This window comes from Pseudomonas monteilii (assembly GCA_001534745.1).
In the GTDB taxonomy this organism is placed as follows: domain Bacteria; phylum Pseudomonadota; class Gammaproteobacteria; order Pseudomonadales; family Pseudomonadaceae; genus Aquipseudomonas; species Aquipseudomonas alabamensis.
Window position 1 is genome coordinate 3,631,486 of sequence record CP013997.1, and the last position, 19,763, is coordinate 3,651,248.

The following is a 19,763-nucleotide window of genomic DNA, read 5'->3' on the forward strand; positions in this document are numbered from 1 at the left end:
GAGTGCCTGCACCCTAGCACAGCGGGTCGCGGACTGCCGCCTCAGGAGGCGAAGCTGCGAGCCGCCTTGATGGCACTGAAGATCCCCAGCAAAGGGGCGAGCGCCAGCAGCGCGAACAGCCAGAACGCTGCATGGCTGAGCGTAGCGACGTCCGTGCTGCCATCACCGAGCCCGGCCAGGTTGACGATCATGCCGCTCAAGGCCGCACCCAACGCCGTGGCGAACAATTGAACGGTGGTGAGCGAAGCGCCAGCGGCCTCCTGGTCCGCCTCGGGCGTGATGACCAACACCTGCGTCAACAAGTGCGGCCAACCCAGGCCGATGCCGAAACCGACCAGGCCGAGCCCTGCGCAGATGCCGGTCATGACCCACGCATCGCCCAGCGACGCGATGGGGCTGGCGGCCGCCAGCATGGCCATGCCGACGAACACGCAGATCGGCCCGTTGATGATGGCCAGGCGTGCGCCTCGTGCCTGCCAGCCGGAGCTCATGACTTCCGAGACCGTCCAGCCCGCAGCCATGAGCGCGGCGATGTAGCCGGATACCAGCGGTGTCTGGCCCTGCAGCGTCTGCAGGAAGTACGGCACGAAGGTTTCGCTGGTCATGCCGACCACCAGCAACCCCATGGTCAGGTAGAGCGCACACAAGGGCGAGGACAGTCGGAGGGCACCCTGCGGCAGCAAGCGGACCTCGCTCACGCGCTCCAGGCGTGCGATCCAGACCACCAGCAACAGCGCGGTGACGACGCCCAGCACGTTCAGCGCCGGTACGCTCGAGACGCTGCCGGCACTGACCGCCAGCACCGCGGCAGTCAAGGCCATGAGCTGTGGAATGGCCAGCGCACCGCCGTCGCTTCCGCCCTCTTTGGCCGGCAGCACCCACCAGACGAATACGGTGTAGAGCAGCGTGATGGGGACCAGGATACCGAAGGCCATGCGCCAGGCGTCGTACTCGGCGAAGATGCCACCGATGGCCGGCCCCAACAGGGTGGCGACACCCCACATGGCTGAAATCAATGCCATGGCCCGTGGCCACAAGCGCTCCGCGAAGACGCTTTGAATCATCGAATAGCTCAACGCGAACAGGAAACCTCCGCCCAGGCCTTGCAGCGTTCGGCCTATCAACATCACGGTCATGCTGGGCGCAAGGGCGCAGGTCAGGCTGCCCAGCATGAAGCACAGCGCCGCTACCGCGTAGGCGCCGCGCGATCCACGGCGTGCCAACAGGCGAGCCGTCAGGGCCGAACCAATAATCGACGCCACGACGAACAGCGTCATGTTCCAGGCATAGAGACTGACTCCGCCGATCTCGGCGACGACAGACGGCAACACGGTGGTCGCGATGTAGATATTGATGGCGTGCAACGCCACCCCCCCTGACAAGGCGAGCGAACGTGCGCCATTGCGGCCTGACAGCAGGCTCCCCCAACTTGCATTCACAGTATCCATACAGCCCTCCTGGCTTATCCTCGTGCGGATTGTCTGAATCCGCGCCGTGGGTTACGCTTAATAAAACAAGTGAATTCTTTTTTTATTCTTGAAGGGAGAGGTTGCCGTTGTCAAGCCACCATCAGGACATCGAGGACAGGCCACAGGCCACGGCGGATCGTCTGCTCCACCTGCTCAAGACACGTGGTGCGCAACAGGCGGTCGATGCAGGTCAGGTATTGGGCATGACGCCCGAAGCGGCCAGGCAGCAGTTCGCGAAGCTGGCTGCACAGGGGTGGGTGGAGGCGTATTCGGAAGCGCGAGGGGTGGGACGCCCTGCGCAGTTCTGGCAGTTGACGAGCAAAGGGCATGGTCGTTTTCCCGACACGCATGCGGACCTGACGGTGCAACTGCTCGATTCGGTGCGCCAGGCTTTCGGGGAGCCGGCCATCGAGACGCTGATCTCGATCCGCGAACGGCAGAATCTCGACACCTACCTGAAGGCGATCGGTGAAACGGATTCGCTCGTGGAAAAGGTCCAGCGCCTGACCGAGGCACGCTGTCGCGAAGGGTACATGGCGGAGTATGCCCTTGAGACGGATGGCACCCTGACGTTCATCGAGAATCACTGCCCGATCTGTTCGGCAGCGGCGTCTTGCCAAGGTTTCTGTCGCTCCGAACTGGAGCTGTTCGAGCGGATCCTGGGCGCACGTGTGGAGAGAACCGAGCATATCCTGGCTCAGGCACGGCGTTGTTGCTACAGGATCAGTCCACTCTGAATGCAGGACCATGCCGCCCGTACTGCCAATGGCTGGCAGTACGGGCGATTGCAGGGGTCAGACCGCCAGCGCACGCTCACGCAGTTCGCTGTTGAGGATGCGGTCGTTCTCGCTGTAGTCGACCGGGCAGTCGATCACGTGCACGCCTGGGGTCTTCACGCAGTGCTCGAGCAGCGGCAACAGGCCGTCTGCGCTTTCCACGCGGTGGCCGTTGGCGCCATAGGCTTCGGCGTACTTGACGAAGTCCGGGTTGCCGTAGTCCAGGCCGAAATCGGTGAAGCCCATGTTGGCCTGCTTCCAGCGGATCATGCCGTAGCCATCGTCACGCAGGATCACCACAGTGATGTGCATGCCCAGACGTACGGCCGTTTCCAGCTCCTGGCTGTTCATCATGAAGCCGCCGTCGCCGCAGACCGAGATGACCGGGCGCTCCGGGTAGACCAGGTGCGCAGCCATGGCCGACGGCAGGCCGGCGCCCATGGTCGCCAGGGCGTTGTCCAGCAGCACGGTGTTGGGCTTGTGCGCCTTGTAGTTGCGGGCGAACCAGATCTTGTAGATGCCGTTGTCCAGCGCCACGATGCCTTCGGACGGCAGTACGCGACGGATGTCGGCAACCAGGCGCTGCGGGTAGACCGGGAAGCGGTCGTCGTCGGCGCCTTCGGCGATCTGCGCTTCGTTGGCCTCACGGATCGCCATCAGGCGGGTGAAGTCCCAGTGGCTGGTGTCGCTCAGGGCTTCGCCGATCTGCCAGACGGTGTTGGCGATGTCGCCGATCACTTCGACCTGGGGGAAGTACACGGCATCGACTTCGGCGCTGCGGAAGCTGATGTGAATGACTTCGGTACCGCCACGGACCATGAAGAACGGCGGCTTCTCGATCACGTCGTGGCCGATGTTGATGATCAGGTCGGCGGCCTCGACGGCGCGGTGCACGAAGTCACCGGACGACAGGGCGGCGTTACCGAGGAAGCGTGGGTGACGCTCGTCGACCACGCCCTTGCCCATCTGGGTGGTGATGAACGGGATGCCGGTCTTGTCGATCAGCTGCTTGAGGACCTTGGCGGTCATCTTGCGGTTGGCGCCGGCGCCGATCACCAGGATCGGGCTGCGAGCGTTCTGCAGCTTCTGCACGGCAGCTTCGATGGCCTTGTGCTCGGCCAGCGGGCGACGGTGCAGGCTGCGCGGGATCGGCAGGGCATCGGTCTGCTCGGCGGCGATGTCTTCCGGCAGCTCCAGGTGCACGGCACCGGGCTTTTCTTCTTCGGCCAGGCGGAAGGCTTCACGCATGCGGGCCGGGATGTTGTCGGCCGAGGCGAACTGGTGGGTGTACTTGGTGATGGGGTCCATCATGCCGCACACGTCGATGATCTGGAAGCGGCCCTGCTTGGACTTCTTGATCGGCTTCTGGCCGGTGATCATCATCATCGGCATGCCGCCGAGATAAGCGTAGGCGCTGGCGGTCACCAGGTTGGTGGCGCCTGGGCCGAGGGTCGACAGGCTGACGCCGGTCTTGCCGGTCAGACGGCCATAGGTCGCCGCCATGAAGCCTGCGGACTGTTCGTGGCGAGTCAGTACCAGCTTGATCTTGGATTTGCGCAGGGACTCGAGCAGGTCGAGGTTTTCCTCACCTGGGATGCCGAATACAAACTCGACACCTTCGTTTTCCAGGCATTGCACAACGACATCGGCGGCCTTGGCCATCTTGCTTCTTACCTCAAGTGATAGTGCGGTGGTGAATCCGGGCATGTTTCAGCGCACAGCGCTGCATCGGTCGGTCCGCGAGCCTGTCTGTGGATCGCGAACAAGGTCTTGACGCAACGTCAGCACGCGAAAGTCACGTGCGATCACGTTCCTGTCGCAATCGGTGACAAGGGTGCCGTGCATGACTGACGGCGTCCAGGCTTTATTGCCCGTGCAGCAACAAACACCTCCGGGTCACGACCTCAAAACGTCGAGGGGCCGATGAGCAGGCCGATGAGTGGATTCAGCACCAAGGTGCCCAACGCCATGGCCAGGGCACAGCCGATGTGCACGTGCAGGTCGTCCGGCAAGCGCAGCGTGATGGCAATGGCCAGGGGCGGCAGAATGGTGGCCCCGAGTAGAGCGCTCCAGAGGATGACGCTGAGCTGGCCCCCATAGGTCATCAAGGCGACGGGCACGATCGAGACGATGGGCAGGTAGGTGGGGTACCAGCCCAGGCTGATCCAATGCCGCCGCCAGATCAGGATGCCCAGCAACGAGGCCAGGGCTTGGCCAGCGATCAGCTCGGGGACGAGGTCTGAACCGTAGGCAGGGCTGACAGGCGACAGCAGATAGGCCAGCAACACGCCGCCCAACAGACCCAGACTGGCCCACTCGTTGCCGAAAAACATCACTTCGCTGAAGTCAGCCAGCACGCGCCGCAGGATCCACACGGGGCCGTGCCCTGTGTGGACCTTCACCGGCCGTTTTGCAAAATCGCACTGACGACTGCCCAGCCAGTGGGAGTAATGCGTACACAGGCGTGAGGCCAAGGCACACGCGATCGCCACGCCGAGCATGTTGCCTGTGACGCTCGGCCAATTCAGGGGCCGACACATTAAATTGAAGAGCAGCAGGCTGATGGGCGTGACCAGCAGAGCGCCCAGTACGGCACCACTGCACAGCACCCGCCACCCACCGCCGTGGGCCATCACCAGCAAGGCCGGAACGGACACGAAAGCCACATAGGTGGGTTGCCAGTTGCCCCATTGCAGCGTCCATCCCCAGAGGGCATTGCTCAGCAGTAGGCTGACGACCGAACTGCCGACCACCCATCCCCAACCTCCATTGCCGTGGCAGATGGCGAAGCCTTGCCAGCCAGAGGCACGCCGGCAAGCCTGATGGGCGAACCAGCCGCCCCATAGCAACCCCAGCGAGGCCAGTTCGTGCTTGTAGAAGGTCGCCTCGCTCATGTCGCCCAGGAACCAGCGCAGGCGGCCCAGGGGTTCGCCGATATGCAGCAGCATGTCCTGGTAGTCGGGCCACACGCCCAGCCAGGCCTGTGCACGGCCGCTGACGATCTCGATGAACAAGACGGTGAACAGGGAAATTGCCAGGCAGATCAGTCCATGTGAATAGACGCTCTGGCGAAAAGGAGGGAGGGCATTATCCATCTGCAGATCCTTCACGGTAAGAAGGTCACAGTTAAGCGGGCAAAGCCTGGGGGGTGACAGTCAGACGCTTCCGACACGAACGCGGGAAACCTCAATTAGCCAGGCGCGAGTCGGCCTATTGAAAGACAGACGTGAACGCTCTGCGCTTTTGCCTCATGGCGTCAAGGCGAGGTGCGCTCGGGGTTTCGGGCGTAGAAAAGACAAAACCCCTACCTGCATATGCAGATAGGGGTTTTGCGAAATGAATCTTGGCGATGACCTACTCTCACATGGGGAAACCCCACACTACCATCGGCGATGCATCGTTTCACTACTGAGTTCGGGAAGGGATCAGGTGGTTCCAATGCTCTATGGTCGCCAAGAAATTCGGTAGCCGGACCGTCGTATCGACAGGCCAGCAGATTCGGATATGTGATCTTTGTGTGTTTGCGAACTTTCGGTTCGTGTGTCTTCGCACCCAACCTGCGCTTGGCAGATTGCTTGGGTGTTATATGGTCAAGCCTCACGGGCAATTAGTATTGGTTAGCTCAACGCCTCACAGCGCTTACACACCCAACCTATCAACGTCGTAGTCTTCGACGGCCCTTTAGGGGATTCAAGATCCCAGTGAGATCTCATCTTGAGGCAAGTTTCCCGCTTAGATGCTTTCAGCGGTTATCTCTTCCGAACATAGCTACCCGGCAATGCCACTGGCGTGACAACCGGAACACCAGAGGTTCGTCCACTCCGGTCCTCTCGTACTAGGAGCAGCCCCTCTCAAATCTCAAACGTCCACGGCAGATAGGGACCGAACTGTCTCACGACGTTCTAAACCCAGCTCGCGTACCACTTTAAATGGCGAACAGCCATACCCTTGGGACCGGCTTCAGCCCCAGGATGTGATGAGCCGACATCGAGGTGCCAAACACCGCCGTCGATATGAACTCTTGGGCGGTATCAGCCTGTTATCCCCGGAGTACCTTTTATCCGTTGAGCGATGGCCCTTCCATACAGAACCACCGGATCACTAAGACCTACTTTCGTACCTGCTCGACGTGTGGGTCTCGCAGTCAAGCGCGCTTTTGCCTTTATACTCTACGACCGATTTCCGACCGGTCTGAGCGCACCTTCGTACTCCTCCGTTACTCTTTGGGAGGAGACCGCCCCAGTCAAACTACCCACCATACACTGTCCTCGATCCGGATGACGGACCTGAGTTAGAACCTCAAAGTTGCCAGGGTGGTATTTCAAGGATGGCTCCACGCAGACTGGCGTCCACGCTTCAAAGCCTCCCACCTATCCTACACAAGCAAATTCAAAGTCCAGTGCAAAGCTATAGTAAAGGTTCACGGGGTCTTTCCGTCTAGCCGCGGATACACTGCATCTTCACAGCGATTTCAATTTCACTGAGTCTCGGGTGGAGACAGCGCCGCCATCGTTACGCCATTCGTGCAGGTCGGAACTTACCCGACAAGGAATTTCGCTACCTTAGGACCGTTATAGTTACGGCCGCCGTTTACCGGGGCTTCGATCAAGAGCTTCGCTTGCGCTAACCCCATCAATTAACCTTCCGGCACCGGGCAGGCGTCACACCCTATACGTCCACTTTCGTGTTTGCAGAGTGCTGTGTTTTTAATAAACAGTCGCAGCGGCCTGGTATCTTCGACCGGCATGGGCTTACGGAGCAAGTCCTTGACCCTCGCCGGCGCACCTTCTCCCGAAGTTACGGTGCCATTTTGCCTAGTTCCTTCACCCGAGTTCTCTCAAGCGCCTTGGTATTCTCTACCTAACCACCTGTGTCGGTTTGGGGTACGGTTCCCGATTATCTGAAGCTTAGGAGCTTTTCTTGGAAGCATGGCATCAACCACTTCGTCGCCTAAAGGCAACTCGTCATCAGCTCTCGGCCTTGAGATCCCGGATTTGCCTAAGATCTCAGCCTACCACCTTAAACTTGGACAACCAACGCCAAGCTGGCCTAGCCTTCTCCGTCCCTCCATCGCAATAACCGGAAGTACAGGAATATTAACCTGTTTTCCATCGACTACGCTTTTCAGCCTCGCCTTAGGGACCGACTAACCCTGCGTCGATTAACGTTGCGCAGGAAACCTTGGTCTTTCGGCGTGGGAGTTTTTCACTCCCATTGTCGTTACTCATGTCAGCATTCGCACTTCTGATACCTCCAGCCAGCTTCTCAACTGACCTTCACAGGCTTACAGAACGCTCCTCTACCGCATCACCTAGTGGTGATACCCGTAGCTTCGGTGCATGGTTTGAGCCCCGTTACATCTTCCGCGCAGGCCGACTCGACTAGTGAGCTATTACGCTTTCTTTAAAGGGTGGCTGCTTCTAAGCCAACCTCCTAGCTGTCTAAGCCTTCCCACATCGTTTCCCACTTAACCATGACTTTGGGACCTTAGCTGACGGTCTGGGTTGTTTCCCTTTTCACGACGGACGTTAGCACCCGCCGTGTGTCTCCCATGCTCGGCACTTGCTGGTATTCGGAGTTTGCATCGGTTTGGTAAGTCGGGATGACCCCCTAGCCGAAACAGTGCTCTACCCCCAGCAGTGATACATGAGGCGCTACCTAAATAGCTTTCGAGGAGAACCAGCTATCTCCGAGCTTGATTAGCCTTTCACTCCGATCCACAGGTCATCCGCTAACTTTTCAACGGTAGTCGGTTCGGTCCTCCAGTCAGTGTTACCTAACCTTCAACCTGCCCATGGATAGATCGCCCGGTTTCGGGTCTATACCCAGCGACTGTTCGCCCTATTAAGACTCGCTTTCGCTACGCCTCCCCTATTCGGTTAAGCTCGCCACTGAATATAAGTCGCTGACCCATTATACAAAAGGTACGCAGTCACCTAACAAGTAGGCTCCCACTGCTTGTACGCATACGGTTTCAGGTTCTATTTCACTCCCCTCTCCGGGGTTCTTTTCGCCTTTCCCTCACGGTACTGGTTCACTATCGGTCAGTCAGTAGTATTTAGCCTTGGAGGATGGTCCCCCCATATTCAGACAAAGTTTCTCGTGCTCCGTCCTACTCGATTTCATTGGAAGAAGATTTTCGTGTACGGGGCTATCACCCACTATGGCCGCACTTTCCAGAGCGTTCCACTAATCTTCAACCAACTTAAGGGCTGGTCCCCGTTCGCTCGCCACTACTAAGGGAATCTCGGTTGATTTCTATTCCTCAGGGTACTTAGATGTTTCAGTTCCCCTGGTTCGCCTCATGCACCTATGTATTCAGTGCAGGATACTCAGCTTATGCTGAGTGGGTTCCCCCATTCAGAGATCTCTGGATCACAGTCTGTTTGCCGACTCCCCAAAGCTTATCGCAGGCTACCACGTCTTTCATCGCCTCTGACTGCCAAGGCATCCACCGTATGCGCTTCTTCACTTGACCATATAACCCCAAGCAATCTGGTTATACTGTGAAGACGACATTCGCCGAAAATTCGCATGTTGCGCTTTCGCGCAGAACTCACAAATTTTACCTTAGCCTGATCACCACCAGTGAAAGTGGCCATCAGTCTATTTCTATCACATATCCGAATTTTTAAAGAACGATCTGACAAAAGTCAGAAATCAACATTTCACAGCTTCAGGCTGCAAATGTTCATTTCTAAGTTCTGAACAGCGGCGACGATGGAAGTGGTGGAGCCAAGCGGGATCGAACCGCTGACCTCCTGCGTGCAAGGCAGGCGCTCTCCCAGCTGAGCTATGGCCCCGTGTGTCGTAGCATCAAGCCGCACCATGAAATGGTAGGTCTGGGCAGATTTGAACTGCCGACCTCACCCTTATCAGGGGTGCGCTCTAACCAACTGAGCTACAGACCTATAACAGGGTCGCGTTACAGCATCGTCTTCGTACAAAGAATCAAGCAATTCGTGTGGGGGCTCATCAGCTGGCTGATGTCGTCGATTAAGGAGGTGATCCAGCCGCAGGTTCCCCTACGGCTACCTTGTTACGACTTCACCCCAGTCATGAATCACACCGTGGTAACCGTCCTCCCGAGGGTTAGACTAGCTACTTCTGGTGCAACCCACTCCCATGGTGTGACGGGCGGTGTGTACAAGGCCCGGGAACGTATTCACCGCGACATTCTGATTCGCGATTACTAGCGATTCCGACTTCACGCAGTCGAGTTGCAGACTGCGATCCGGACTACGATCGGTTTTGTGAGATTAGCTCCACCTCGCGGCTTGGCAACCCTCTGTACCGACCATTGTAGCACGTGTGTAGCCCAGGCCGTAAGGGCCATGATGACTTGACGTCATCCCCACCTTCCTCCGGTTTGTCACCGGCAGTCTCCTTAGAGTGCCCACCATAACGTGCTGGTAACTAAGGACAAGGGTTGCGCTCGTTACGGGACTTAACCCAACATCTCACGACACGAGCTGACGACAGCCATGCAGCACCTGTGTCAGAGTTCCCGAAGGCACCCATCCATCTCTGGAAAGTTCTCTGCATGTCAAGGCCTGGTAAGGTTCTTCGCGTTGCTTCGAATTAAACCACATGCTCCACCGCTTGTGCGGGCCCCCGTCAATTCATTTGAGTTTTAACCTTGCGGCCGTACTCCCCAGGCGGTCAACTTAATGCGTTAGCTGCGCCACTAAAATCTCAAGGATTCCAACGGCTAGTTGACATCGTTTACGGCGTGGACTACCAGGGTATCTAATCCTGTTTGCTCCCCACGCTTTCGCACCTCAGTGTCAGTATCAGTCCAGGTGGTCGCCTTCGCCACTGGTGTTCCTTCCTATATCTACGCATTTCACCGCTACACAGGAAATTCCACCACCCTCTACCGTACTCTAGCCTGCCAGTTTTGGATGCAGTTCCCAGGTTGAGCCCGGGGCTTTCACATCCAACTTAACAAACCACCTACGCGCGCTTTACGCCCAGTAATTCCGATTAACGCTTGCACCCTCTGTATTACCGCGGCTGCTGGCACAGAGTTAGCCGGTGCTTATTCTGTCGGTAACGTCAAAATTGCAGAGTATTAATCTACAACCCTTCCTCCCAACTTAAAGTGCTTTACAATCCGAAGACCTTCTTCACACACGCGGCATGGCTGGATCAGGCTTTCGCCCATTGTCCAATATTCCCCACTGCTGCCTCCCGTAGGAGTCTGGACCGTGTCTCAGTTCCAGTGTGACTGATCATCCTCTCAGACCAGTTACGGATCGTCGCCTTGGTGAGCCATTACCTCACCAACTAGCTAATCCGACCTAGGCTCATCTGATAGCGCAAGGCCCGAAGGTCCCCTGCTTTCTCCCGTAGGACGTATGCGGTATTAGCGTTCCTTTCGAAACGTTGTCCCCCACTACCAGGCAGATTCCTAGGCATTACTCACCCGTCCGCCGCTGAATCCGGGAGCAAGCTCCCGTCATCCGCTCGACTTGCATGTGTTAGGCCTGCCGCCAGCGTTCAATCTGAGCCATGATCAAACTCTTCAGTTCAATACTGCTTGGGTTTTTAAGAAACCCTAAACTTGGCTCAGCAATCTCAAATGACTACTATGATTACTCATGTGTCACTTGTGATGCTGATAATCTATGTGACTATCAGTCCAAACTCACAAGCACCCACACGAATTGCTTGATTCAATTTGTTAAAGAGCGTTTGGCTGAGAAGCTTTCGTCTCAACCGAGGCGCGCATTCTACGCTGTCCTCGTTGTGTGTCAAGCGTTTATTTTGAAGTTTTTTTCGATCTGGTTTCTGTCGAAACCGTGATCACTTCATGCCGCGCTTGACCCCGCTGCAAGTGCATCGCTGCGGGAGGCGAATAATACGTCATTCACAGACAGTGTCAACCACGATATCGAAAATATTTCCAAATCCCTGGATGGGGCCCAGGCAACTATTTAAGGCCGCTCTGATCTGTACCTACAGTCACCTGCAGAGCGAACCCTTCATGAACGACGAACACGAAGAAAAGACCCCGGGCCTCTCGGCCGACGAAGAGCAGGAAGCCAGCCACAACCAACCTCCCCGCGCCGCCGTGCTGCACGAGATCATTCGCACCCAGGGTGATCACGAGCTCGAGCGCACCGTGGCGGCCCTCTGGTGGTCGGCCCTGGCTGCCGGCCTGAGCATGGGATTGTCCTTCATGGCGATGGGCCTGTTCTCGGCACGCTTGCCGGACGTCGAAAGCAGCCACGTGATCGCCAGCCTCGGCTACAGCGCCGGCTTCCTGGCCGTCATCATCGCCCGTCAGCAACTCTTCACCGAGAACACCCTCACGGCCGTGCTGCCGCTGATGAGCGCCCCGACCTTCGCCAATCTCGGACGCCTGCTCAGGTTGTGGGGCGTGGTACTGGTCGGCAACCTGGCCGGCACGCTGCTGGTGGCCTGGGTCATGCTCGAACTGCCGATCTTCGACATCAAGACCGACGCGGCCTTCCTCGACATCGGGCGCAAGGTCATGGAGAACGACATCGCTCAGATGTTTGCCAAGGGCATCATCTCGGGCTGGATGATCGCCACCATGGTCTGGATGATCCCGTCCATGGAGCACGCCAAGATCTGGATCATCATACTGATCACCTACCTGATGGCCCTGGGCGACTTCACCCATATCGTGGTCGGTTCGGTCGAGGTCTCCTATCTGGTCTGGGCAGGCGAGCAAACCTGGGGCGACTTCTGGCTTCAGTTCGCGTTGCCGACTCTGGCCGGCAACATCATCGGCGGCAGCTTCATCTTTGCCTTGATCAGTCACGCCCAGGTTCGCAGCGACAGCGAACACCCTTCCCCTGATCTCGAAAAGCCTGACGCTTCCAAGTCAGAACGCCGGCGCGACGCCGACGAAGGTTCGTCACGCAAGCCATGACGTCCTGCATGGGCAGCCGCCAGCCCTGGCTGCCCATGCTGCTTTCCCCTCCCACCTCCACCGCTGATCGGCAGCGCCCGCATACCGTCGTATTTTTTCGAATAGCCCATTCCCTGCTCGCTGCGTACGGCTATCATAAGCAGGCCTGACGCAATGTCCTTTTCGTCAGGCGACGATCGTCGCCGCCGGCAGTGCTGCACCGCCACGCCATATGCCTGGCAGGCATCGTGATCGAAACGGCCCCATATCGGCCTCAAGGTCAAGTTCCTCCCTATAGAAGTGCTTCTAAAACCGTTTGCCTGCAACGTGCGCCCCGACGCGCCCAGGGATTGACCTCGATCATGATCGACAACACGACCGGTAGCGGTCTTTCTTTCGTCAAACGCATCTACTGGCCACGCATCGTGGGCAAGGTGCTCGGCCTGATCGCCGTGCTGGCGGTATTCACCACGCTGAGCCTGCCCGATTGGGTCTGGGGCCTGGTCCTGTTCAATGGGCTGGTCTGGCCGCACGTTGCCTACTGCTGGGCGTCACGCGCACGCATCCCTTACAAGGCCGAGCGACGCAACCTGCTGATCGACTCCTTGATGACCGGGTTCTGGATCGCCTGCATGCAGTTCAACCCCCTCCCCAGCCTGACCATTCTGTCGATGGTAACCATGAACAACGTGGCCGTGGGCGGCAAGCGCCTGGTGGCCCACGGCATGCTCGCGCAACTGATCGGCATGACGTTGGGCGTCGCCTGCTTCGGCCTGAACCTGCAACTCGACGTCACCCCCTACCAGGTCTATGCCTGCCTGCCGATGCTGACGTTTTACCCACTGGCGCTTGGCTGGGTGTCCTACCGCCTGGCGATCACGCTGTCCGAACACAAGCAACGCCTGGGCGTCCTGAGCCGTACGGACAGCCTGACCGGCCTGCTCAACCACGGCGCCTGGCAGAACCTGCTGAAAATAGCGTTCAATCGCTGCCAGACGAAGGGCGAGCACGCCATCATCGCGCTGATCGATGTCGACCACTTCAAGCCCATCAACGACACTTTCGGCCATGCCGTGGGCGATACCGTGTTGCGCCTGCTGAGCCAGGAACTCAAGGGCAACCTGCGCCCGACCGACCGCGCCGGCCGTTATGGCGGCGACGAGTTCTGTGTACTGCTGCGGGACGTCACAGAAGCCCAGGCCTACCAGATCATGGACCGCGTGCGGCAGCGCATCGCCAGCTACCATGATCCGCTGTTGCCTGAGCTGCGCATCAGCCTGAGCATCGGGCTGGCCAGCTTCCGTGCCGACCTGGTCAGTGCCGACGCCTGGCTGGAGAACGCCGACAAGGCGCTCTATGCCGCCAAGCACCAAGGCCGCGACCGGGTCTTCGCACGCCCGTCGCACCCGCAATTGCGCTTGGTCAACCCCGACTGACGAGCCTGATGCCCGGCGAGGCGGTCGCGCCACCACCTTTGCGGCATGACGCACGTCAATACATTGTGCGATGCCTTCGATTCGACCTGCGCTCGTGCCCCGCCGCGATGACCTGCCGACTAGACTGAGCGGCACACGGTCCGTCCTGACAAGCCGCCAGGTAAGGTATGAGCATCGACATCGCAGCCGACATCGCAATCCTTGGGCGCATCACGGCGGTGCCCGCCATCTTGCAAGTCATCCACGAGCAGACCGGCCTGCGCTTCGCGGCCGTGGCGCGGGTGACCGAAGACCGCTGGACGGCCTGCGCCGTGCTCGACCTGAACCAGGTCGGCCTCAAGCCGGGCGATGCCCTGGACGCGACCACGACGCTGTGCCACGACATCCGGGCGACCCGTCGCACCATCGTGATCGACCATGCCCGTGAAGATCCGCGTTATTGTCACCACCAGGCCCCTCGCCTGCACCATTTCGAAAGCTACATCTCGGTGCCCATCCTGCGCACCGACGGCCGTTTCTTCGGCACCCTCTGCGCGCTCGACGTACAGCCCGCCGCCCTGCAAGGCAGCGCCATCGTGCCGATGATGGAGGCCTTCGCCCGGCTGCTGTCGATCCAGATCGCCAGCGAAGAGAGCGCGCAACGCACCGAGCACGCCCTGCTCGAAGCGCGTGCCATGGCCGACGTGCGCGAGCATTTCATCGCCGTGCTGGGTCATGACCTGCGCAATCCGTTGTTCGCCATCAGTGCAGGGGCCGAGCTGTTGGCGCAACGCCTCACATCGCCACGCGACGTGACCATCGCGCGGCATATCCAGACTTGCGGCAAGCGCGCGTCACAACTGGTACGCGATGTACTGGACTTCGCTCGAGGCCGGCTGGGTGGAGGCATCCTGCTGGACGTGCGCCCCTGCCCGGACCTCGACAAGGCCATCGAGCACGTCGCCCTGGAACTGCACAGCGTGCATCCGCACCGAGACATTCGCCTGTGCCTGCAGGCCCTGCACGGCGTGCATTGCGATCGGGAGCGGGTCATGCAACTGCTCTCCAACCTGATCGCCAATGCCCTCAATCATGGTGCGAGCGATGGCCCCATCACCATACAGGCCGAGGTCGAGCGCGACATGCTGCGCCTGAGCGTCCACAACCAGGGGGAGCCGATCCCGCCTGCCATCCTGGCGCATCTGTTCCAGCCGTTCTCAAGCCCGGTCGATGGCAAGCCTCGGCAAGGCCTGGGGCTGGGGCTCTACATCGCCAACCAGATCGCCGTGGCCCATGGCGGGCGTCTCAGCGTCGTCTCGAACCAGGCCGCCGGCACAACGTTCACCTTCACCTTGCCGCTGACGCACGTGCTGCCCAAGGCCGGCGGCAACCCGCTGTCGGGTGCGACCGAACACCATCAGCGGTCGGAGCGATCGGCGCTCTGATGAACCCGCACGCTGGCCGTCATGCCGGCGCTGAGCACCCTGTCTGCCGGCACCTGCTCGAGCCGAATGCGCACCGGGATGCGCTGCGCCAGCCGTACCCAGTTGAACGTAGGTTCCACCTCGGCGAGCAACTGGCCATCTGGCGTCGTGTTGCGGTCGTTGATCCCCCGGCTGATGCTGTCGATACGACCGGCGAGCGGCTCCCCCGCGCTCATCAACCACACCTGCACCGGATCACCCACGTGTACACGCGGCAGTTTGGTTTCCTCGAAATAGGCCTGCACGTAGAACGTGGCATCGTCCACCAGCGCCATGACCGACTGCCCGGCCGTGGCGTAGTTGCCCTGCGCCAGGCGCAGGTTGGTGATGTGTCCTGCCCGGGGCGCACGCACGTCGCTGCGCGCCAGGTTGATCTTCGCCAGCTCCAGGTCCGCCTGGGCCTGGTGCAGTTCGCCACGGGCGATGGCGGCCGTGATCTGCGCGTTCTCGCGGGTTTCGGCACTGATCGCCTCGGCCCCCAACGCCACCCGGCGCGCCGCTTCGCGTTCGCGCAGGCGTGCTTGCTGCGCGCGGGTCTCGACCACGGCCTTGGCCTTGTCCACTGCCGCCTGGAAACGCTCCCGATCGATGCGCATCAACAGCTCACCGGCCTTGACCGCCTGGTTGTCCCGCACCCTGAGCTCGCTCACCCACCCCGACACATCCGGCGCGATCACGACCACGTCGGCGCGCACCCGCGCATCACGGGTCCAGGGCGTGAGCATGTAGTACTGCCACAGCTGGTAACCGGCGAACAGGGCGACGATCACCACGCACAAGGTGACCAGAACACGGGCGGTCATACGCATGACAGGCTCCTTAGCGATAGCTCGGCAGATGGACGATCAACGACAACACACAGACGAACAGCGCCGTGTCGAACAACGCTTCGTGCCAGATCCAGCGTCCCAGCACCGTGGCCTGCACCAGCAAACGCAGCACGCCGGTCACCGCCAGCGCCAGCACCACATCCAACAGGAAAGGACTCAGCAGTACCCCGCCCAACGCCCATTCACGCAACTCCATCCTCGACCTCCTGCCAACGACACCACCGGGCCCAACTGCTGCGCAACTGCAGGATCGCTCCTTCAGCCAGACGCACGGCATCGCTCGACGGTTGCCGCTGCAGCGCATCGAGCAAGTGCGCGCTGACCGCATCGAGCCGGTCTTCACGGTCGGGGGCAGGTCCCTCGGCCAAGGCGCTGCGCACTTGTTCCAGGTACTGCTGCTCGGCCCCGGCCAAAGGCGCCTGGGCGATGGCCAGGCACATGCGCAGGTGCACCAGCTCGTCACCGATGTCCAGCCCGTGCAACCCCTCGTCCCACCGACGCCGCTCGGTCTGCGGCAGTTCCTGGGCGTGACGCGCCAGTAGCATCAGGCGGTCGGCCATGCGTCCGCCGAACCAGCCATCGGCGCTGCGCAGGTCGCGTCGCGTGAGCCTGACCAGGTCGTTCTGGGTGGCCGCACGCAAACGACGACGCAGCCAGTTGGGGTGCCGCAGCACCACCAGCTTGAAGGCCAGCACGGCGGCACTCACCCCCATCAGCATGGCCAAGGCGCTGTTGAGCATGGTCTCGACGCTGAACTGCATCGTGTTGAGCGGCGCCACCAGCACGATGAAGTGCAGGCAGAAGGACGTCGCCGTCGGCCCGGTGCGTGGGTTGGCCATGCACAAGGCGCCGAGAAACAGGGGCACGCCCAGGCCCAGGCACAGCAGCGCGAAGCCGCTCCACTGCGGCAGCAGGATCTGCCCGACGACGAAGGCACTGGGGATGGCCAGGGCAATGCCGCGCAGGAAGCTCAGGCCGATCTGGGCGCCGTTCTCACGGCTGGCGAACAAGCTGCAGACCACACAGGTCAGCACCAGCCCACCGATGGCCGAGGGCCAGGCGGTGGCCAGCCAGAACGTGCACATGGTCAGGAAGGCCAGGGCACTGCGCGCGCCGAACAGCAAGGCCAGTGGCGGGTCACGGTGCGCGGCCAGGCCTTCGACGACTCCCTTGGGCGTCCTGCCCGCCTCCACATCGGCCAACGCCTGGTGAGCGGCCAGCACCTTGTCCAGCAGCAAGGCCAGACGTGCCAGGCAATAATGCTCGGTGGCACTGACCTGCTCGTCATGCGCGGCGTCCCGAATACGCTGACCGAGCAAGGACAGGTCCGGTGCCTGGGGCGCCAGCAGGTGCTCATGCACCTCGTCCAGCCACGGCGCCAGGCGTGCGGCTTCATGATCGTCGAGCTGCCGCCACTGACGACGTACCGAGCGGGCCACCCGCAGCAGCACCATCAACTGCTGACTCAGTGCTCCGATGGCCCGCTCCCGCTGGCGCCCACGGGAGCCTTCGAAACCCGCATGCTCACGCTGGGTATCGATCGCCACGATGCGCCCCAGGATTTCCAGCAACCCTTGACGGGCCTGCTCGTCGCCTGCCAGCACCGCCCTGGCCGCACGCAACCCCGCGTCCCAGGCCTGACGCGCCTGGTCGGCCAACTGCTGCTCGACCCGCATGGGCCAGAGCAATGCGCTGGTCAAGGTGGCGCAGACGATCCCCAGGCTGATCTCGGTGCAGCGTGCGACCGCCTGATCGAAGACCTGCAAGGGGTTCGAGGTGGCAGGCAAGGCGATGATCGCCGCCGTGTAGCCGGCCAGGACGAACGCATAGGCCCATGCGCTGCGCAACTGTGTGGAGGTGGCGGTGCAGATGGCCAACCAAGTGGCCAGGCTCAGCAGGAACAGCCAGGGTGTCTGCGCGAACAGCGCGATCAGCAGCACCGCCATGCAGGTGCCGGCCACGGTCCCGGCCAACCGTGCCAGGCCTTTCTGGATCACCATGCCGGACAGCGGCTGCGCGACCACGAACGCCGTCATCAAGGCCCAGGACGGCTGTTCCAGCTCCAGGCGCATCGCCAGCCACAACGCCAGGCCGCCACCGAGCACGGTCTTGAGCGCGAATTTCACGGCGGTGGCGTTGGGCGCGAACAGCGCCTGCAAGGTGATCGGCACGACGGAGAACCCTGGACGTCCATGGGGAATCATCCATAGACAGCAGCGGCGCGTAGAGGGTCGATCAGTCGCCACCTGAAATATGGCACGCAAAAAAAAGGGGCAACCGAAGTTGCCCTAAATGCCTTGCGTGCCCTTGGACCCGAGGACACCGACAGCCTGACCGTGTCGATGTACCCCGCGTGAATAGCCCGGATCGGCGACGGCCTGTCCCGTGAGCCGAAGGTGCCGTGGTAGGCACCCGTCACCGTCCGATGGGGCACAAGGTAATCGATCTTCGACACGACACCATTGATCAGGGTCAATGGTCGCGATGGGGCAGCTCTTGAAGGGCAAGGCCTCAGCCTTTGCGTGGCTTGCCCTTGGGCTTTTTCTTCTTTTTCGGCTTCGTGGCGCCCAGGGGCATGGCCTGTTCGAAGGCCTGGCGCATGTCGTCCAGGCGCTTGTCGTTGAGGTCATGGACACGTTTGGCGCGCTCGGCGCCGAAATCGATGAGGTTATCCTGGCTCATGGCATGGTCGTTCTGGCGGGACAGGTGCCCATGATGAAGCGGCGTACCGGCGCTGACCAGCCCCGGCTCAGATTTCGATGTCCACCAACAGGCCCTGCCGCGGGCTGTCGCCGGTCAGCGGCGCGACCGGTACGGTGTTGTCGGCATTGAGTTCGTCACCTGGCACGGCGCTGTAGCGCTCTTCACGCTCGCGCTCGCGACGCCCCTGCTGCTGGCGCTGCTCTTCACGCAGCAGGTAGGTCTGCTCATCAGGATCGCGCTGATTCTTCAGGTCGATGGTGCTGTCGCCCGCCCCTGGCTGAACGGCCACCACGGGCGCGATGGCCGGCGCCTGCCTGGGCGGATCGAGCTGGGACGTGACGGACACGGCGCTGAGCGGAATGATGGGTGGCAGCATGGGGACTCTCCTGTTCACCACTGTATCGGCCTGTCAGCCGTGCACTTGAGTGTGCACCGCTCGGCATGCCGACGCGAGCCCTGATCGAGGCGGGGCGATGAGCCGAGTCAACGGGGATCGTCGTCCTGCTCGTCGGACACGCTGCCGGTCTCGCTCCAGGGCCGTTTGTAGATGGTCTGCCAGACCTCGTCCAGGTGCGTCCGGAATACCTGCGGGGCCGTCTTGAACGAAGCACTGTCGTGCCGCTCGCCGCCGATCGGCTCCTCGGCGGCCGGCACGATCAGCGATTCCCCGGTGAGGGTATAGCGGGCCTCGCCTTCGCGCATGTCGAGGGTGATGTCATGGGGGTCGATGCCGCCGCCGCAGAACGCGTGGCTGGCCACGGTGGTCTCGGCGCGACCGTTGCCGTCCAGGTCGCTCACGCCACTGACGTCCCCATAGAAATCCACGTCCAGGTCGAGCCCGGCGCACGTGGTCTCCTGCTCGGTCTGCCAGCGCGGCGTGAAGCCTGCGCCCTCGTGCCGCTCGTACAGGGTCGTGCGCAGCACCACCCTGTCCACTTCCTGCTCGGTCTCAGGATCGGTGGCCTGCCCGTCCACACGGCTCAGGACCAGCAGCCCTTCGCCGTCGACGTCGCGAAAATGCACGCTCTTGATGGGCGTCTGCACGCCCAGGACTTCCAGCTGCTCGACCGGAACGGGATCGAGCACCTCGAAACGTTTCTGTTCGCAGCCTGCCAGCAGCGCGAGGCCGCTCAGGGCGAATGCAAGGGGCAACGCAGGGTAGGCAGCAAGCATGTCGGACATCACCCTTTCGATCAGCATGGC

General features: G+C 61.0%; 11 protein-coding genes, 2 tRNA genes, 3 rRNA genes and 1 pseudogene. 4 read left to right on the plus strand and 13 right to left on the minus strand.

Features of this window, described 5'->3' with window-relative positions:
- Positions 1–41 precede the first annotated feature (41 nt).
- Positions 42–1,448 (minus strand): MFS transporter, encoded by a 1,407-nt coding sequence (locus APT63_15480; protein ID AMA46907.1) that lies wholly within the window; start codon positions 1,446–1,448, stop codon positions 42–44.
- A 107-nt stretch (positions 1,449–1,555) separates the two neighbouring features.
- On the opposite strand from APT63_15480, the gene APT63_15485 reads away from it, so the two are divergent.
- A complete protein-coding gene (locus APT63_15485; GenBank protein ID AMA46908.1) occupies positions 1,556–2,206 on the plus strand; it encodes a transcriptional regulator in 651 nt (216 codons plus the stop codon).
- Positions 2,207–2,263: 57 nt separating this feature from the next.
- On the opposite strand, the gene APT63_15490 is transcribed toward APT63_15485, so the two are convergent.
- From APT63_15490 to APT63_15520, 7 genes are all read right to left on the minus strand, one after another.
- Positions 2,264–3,907: an acetolactate synthase gene (locus APT63_15490; protein AMA46909.1), complete on the minus strand. Its 1,644-nt coding sequence runs from the start codon at positions 3,905–3,907 to the stop codon at positions 2,264–2,266.
- 242 nt (positions 3,908–4,149) lie between these two features.
- A complete protein-coding gene (locus tag APT63_15495; GenBank protein AMA46910.1) occupies positions 4,150–5,340 on the minus strand; it encodes a hypothetical protein in 1,191 nt (396 codons plus the stop codon).
- A 246-nt stretch (positions 5,341–5,586) separates the two neighbouring features.
- A 5S ribosomal RNA gene (rrf, locus tag APT63_15500) occupies positions 5,587–5,702 on the minus strand.
- Positions 5,703–5,817: 115 nt separating this feature from the next.
- A 23S ribosomal RNA gene (locus tag APT63_15505) occupies positions 5,818–8,730 on the minus strand.
- Between the two features lie 242 nt (positions 8,731–8,972).
- A tRNA-Ala gene (locus APT63_15510) sits at positions 8,973–9,048 on the minus strand.
- Between the two features lie 31 nt (positions 9,049–9,079).
- A tRNA-Ile gene (locus tag APT63_15515) sits at positions 9,080–9,156 on the minus strand.
- Positions 9,157–9,232: 76 nt separating this feature from the next.
- A 16S ribosomal RNA gene (locus APT63_15520) occupies positions 9,233–10,779 on the minus strand.
- The 16S, 23S and 5S rRNA genes sit together here with 2 tRNA genes alongside, the layout of an rRNA operon.
- A 455-nt stretch (positions 10,780–11,234) precedes the next feature.
- Between APT63_15520 and APT63_15525 the strand changes: the two genes are divergently transcribed.
- From APT63_15525 to APT63_15535, 3 genes and pseudogenes are all read left to right on the plus strand, one after another.
- Positions 11,235–12,149 (plus strand): hypothetical protein, encoded by a 915-nt coding sequence (locus tag APT63_15525; protein AMA46911.1) that lies wholly within the window; start codon positions 11,235–11,237, stop codon positions 12,147–12,149.
- Positions 12,150–12,493: 344 nt separating this feature from the next.
- On the plus strand, positions 12,494–13,564 hold the full coding sequence (locus APT63_15530) for a diguanylate cyclase AdrA (protein AMA47917.1): 1,071 nt from the start codon (positions 12,494–12,496) through the stop codon (positions 13,562–13,564).
- Between the two features lie 167 nt (positions 13,565–13,731).
- Positions 13,732–14,904 (plus strand): annotated as a pseudogene (locus APT63_15535) (histidine kinase).
- 56 nt (positions 14,905–14,960) lie between these two features.
- On the opposite strand, the gene APT63_15540 reads toward APT63_15535, so the two are convergent.
- The 5 genes from APT63_15540 to APT63_15560 form a co-directional block, all read right to left on the minus strand.
- Positions 14,961–15,836, minus strand: a complete 876-nt coding sequence (locus APT63_15540) for an efflux transporter periplasmic adaptor subunit (GenBank protein AMA46912.1) — start codon at positions 15,834–15,836, stop codon at positions 14,961–14,963.
- 10 nt (positions 15,837–15,846) lie between these two features.
- Positions 15,847–16,053: a transporter gene (locus APT63_15545; GenBank protein AMA46913.1), complete on the minus strand. Its 207-nt coding sequence runs from the start codon at positions 16,051–16,053 to the stop codon at positions 15,847–15,849.
- Positions 16,040–18,028 carry a fusaric acid resistance protein gene (locus APT63_15550; protein ID AMA46914.1) on the minus strand — a complete coding sequence of 663 codons (1,989 nt, stop codon included), beginning with the start codon at positions 18,026–18,028 and terminating at the stop codon, positions 16,040–16,042. Before APT63_15550 ends, APT63_15545 begins: the two co-directional genes overlap by 14 nt.
- Positions 18,029–18,606: 578 nt before the next feature.
- On the minus strand, positions 18,607–18,936 hold the full coding sequence (locus APT63_15555; GenBank protein ID AMA46915.1) for an aspartate-semialdehyde dehydrogenase: 330 nt from the start codon (positions 18,934–18,936) through the stop codon (positions 18,607–18,609).
- A gap of 107 nt (positions 18,937–19,043) precedes the next feature.
- Positions 19,044–19,733, minus strand: a complete 690-nt coding sequence (locus APT63_15560) for a hypothetical protein (GenBank protein ID AMA47918.1) — start codon at positions 19,731–19,733, stop codon at positions 19,044–19,046.
- Between the last annotated feature and the right edge of the window lie 30 nt (positions 19,734–19,763).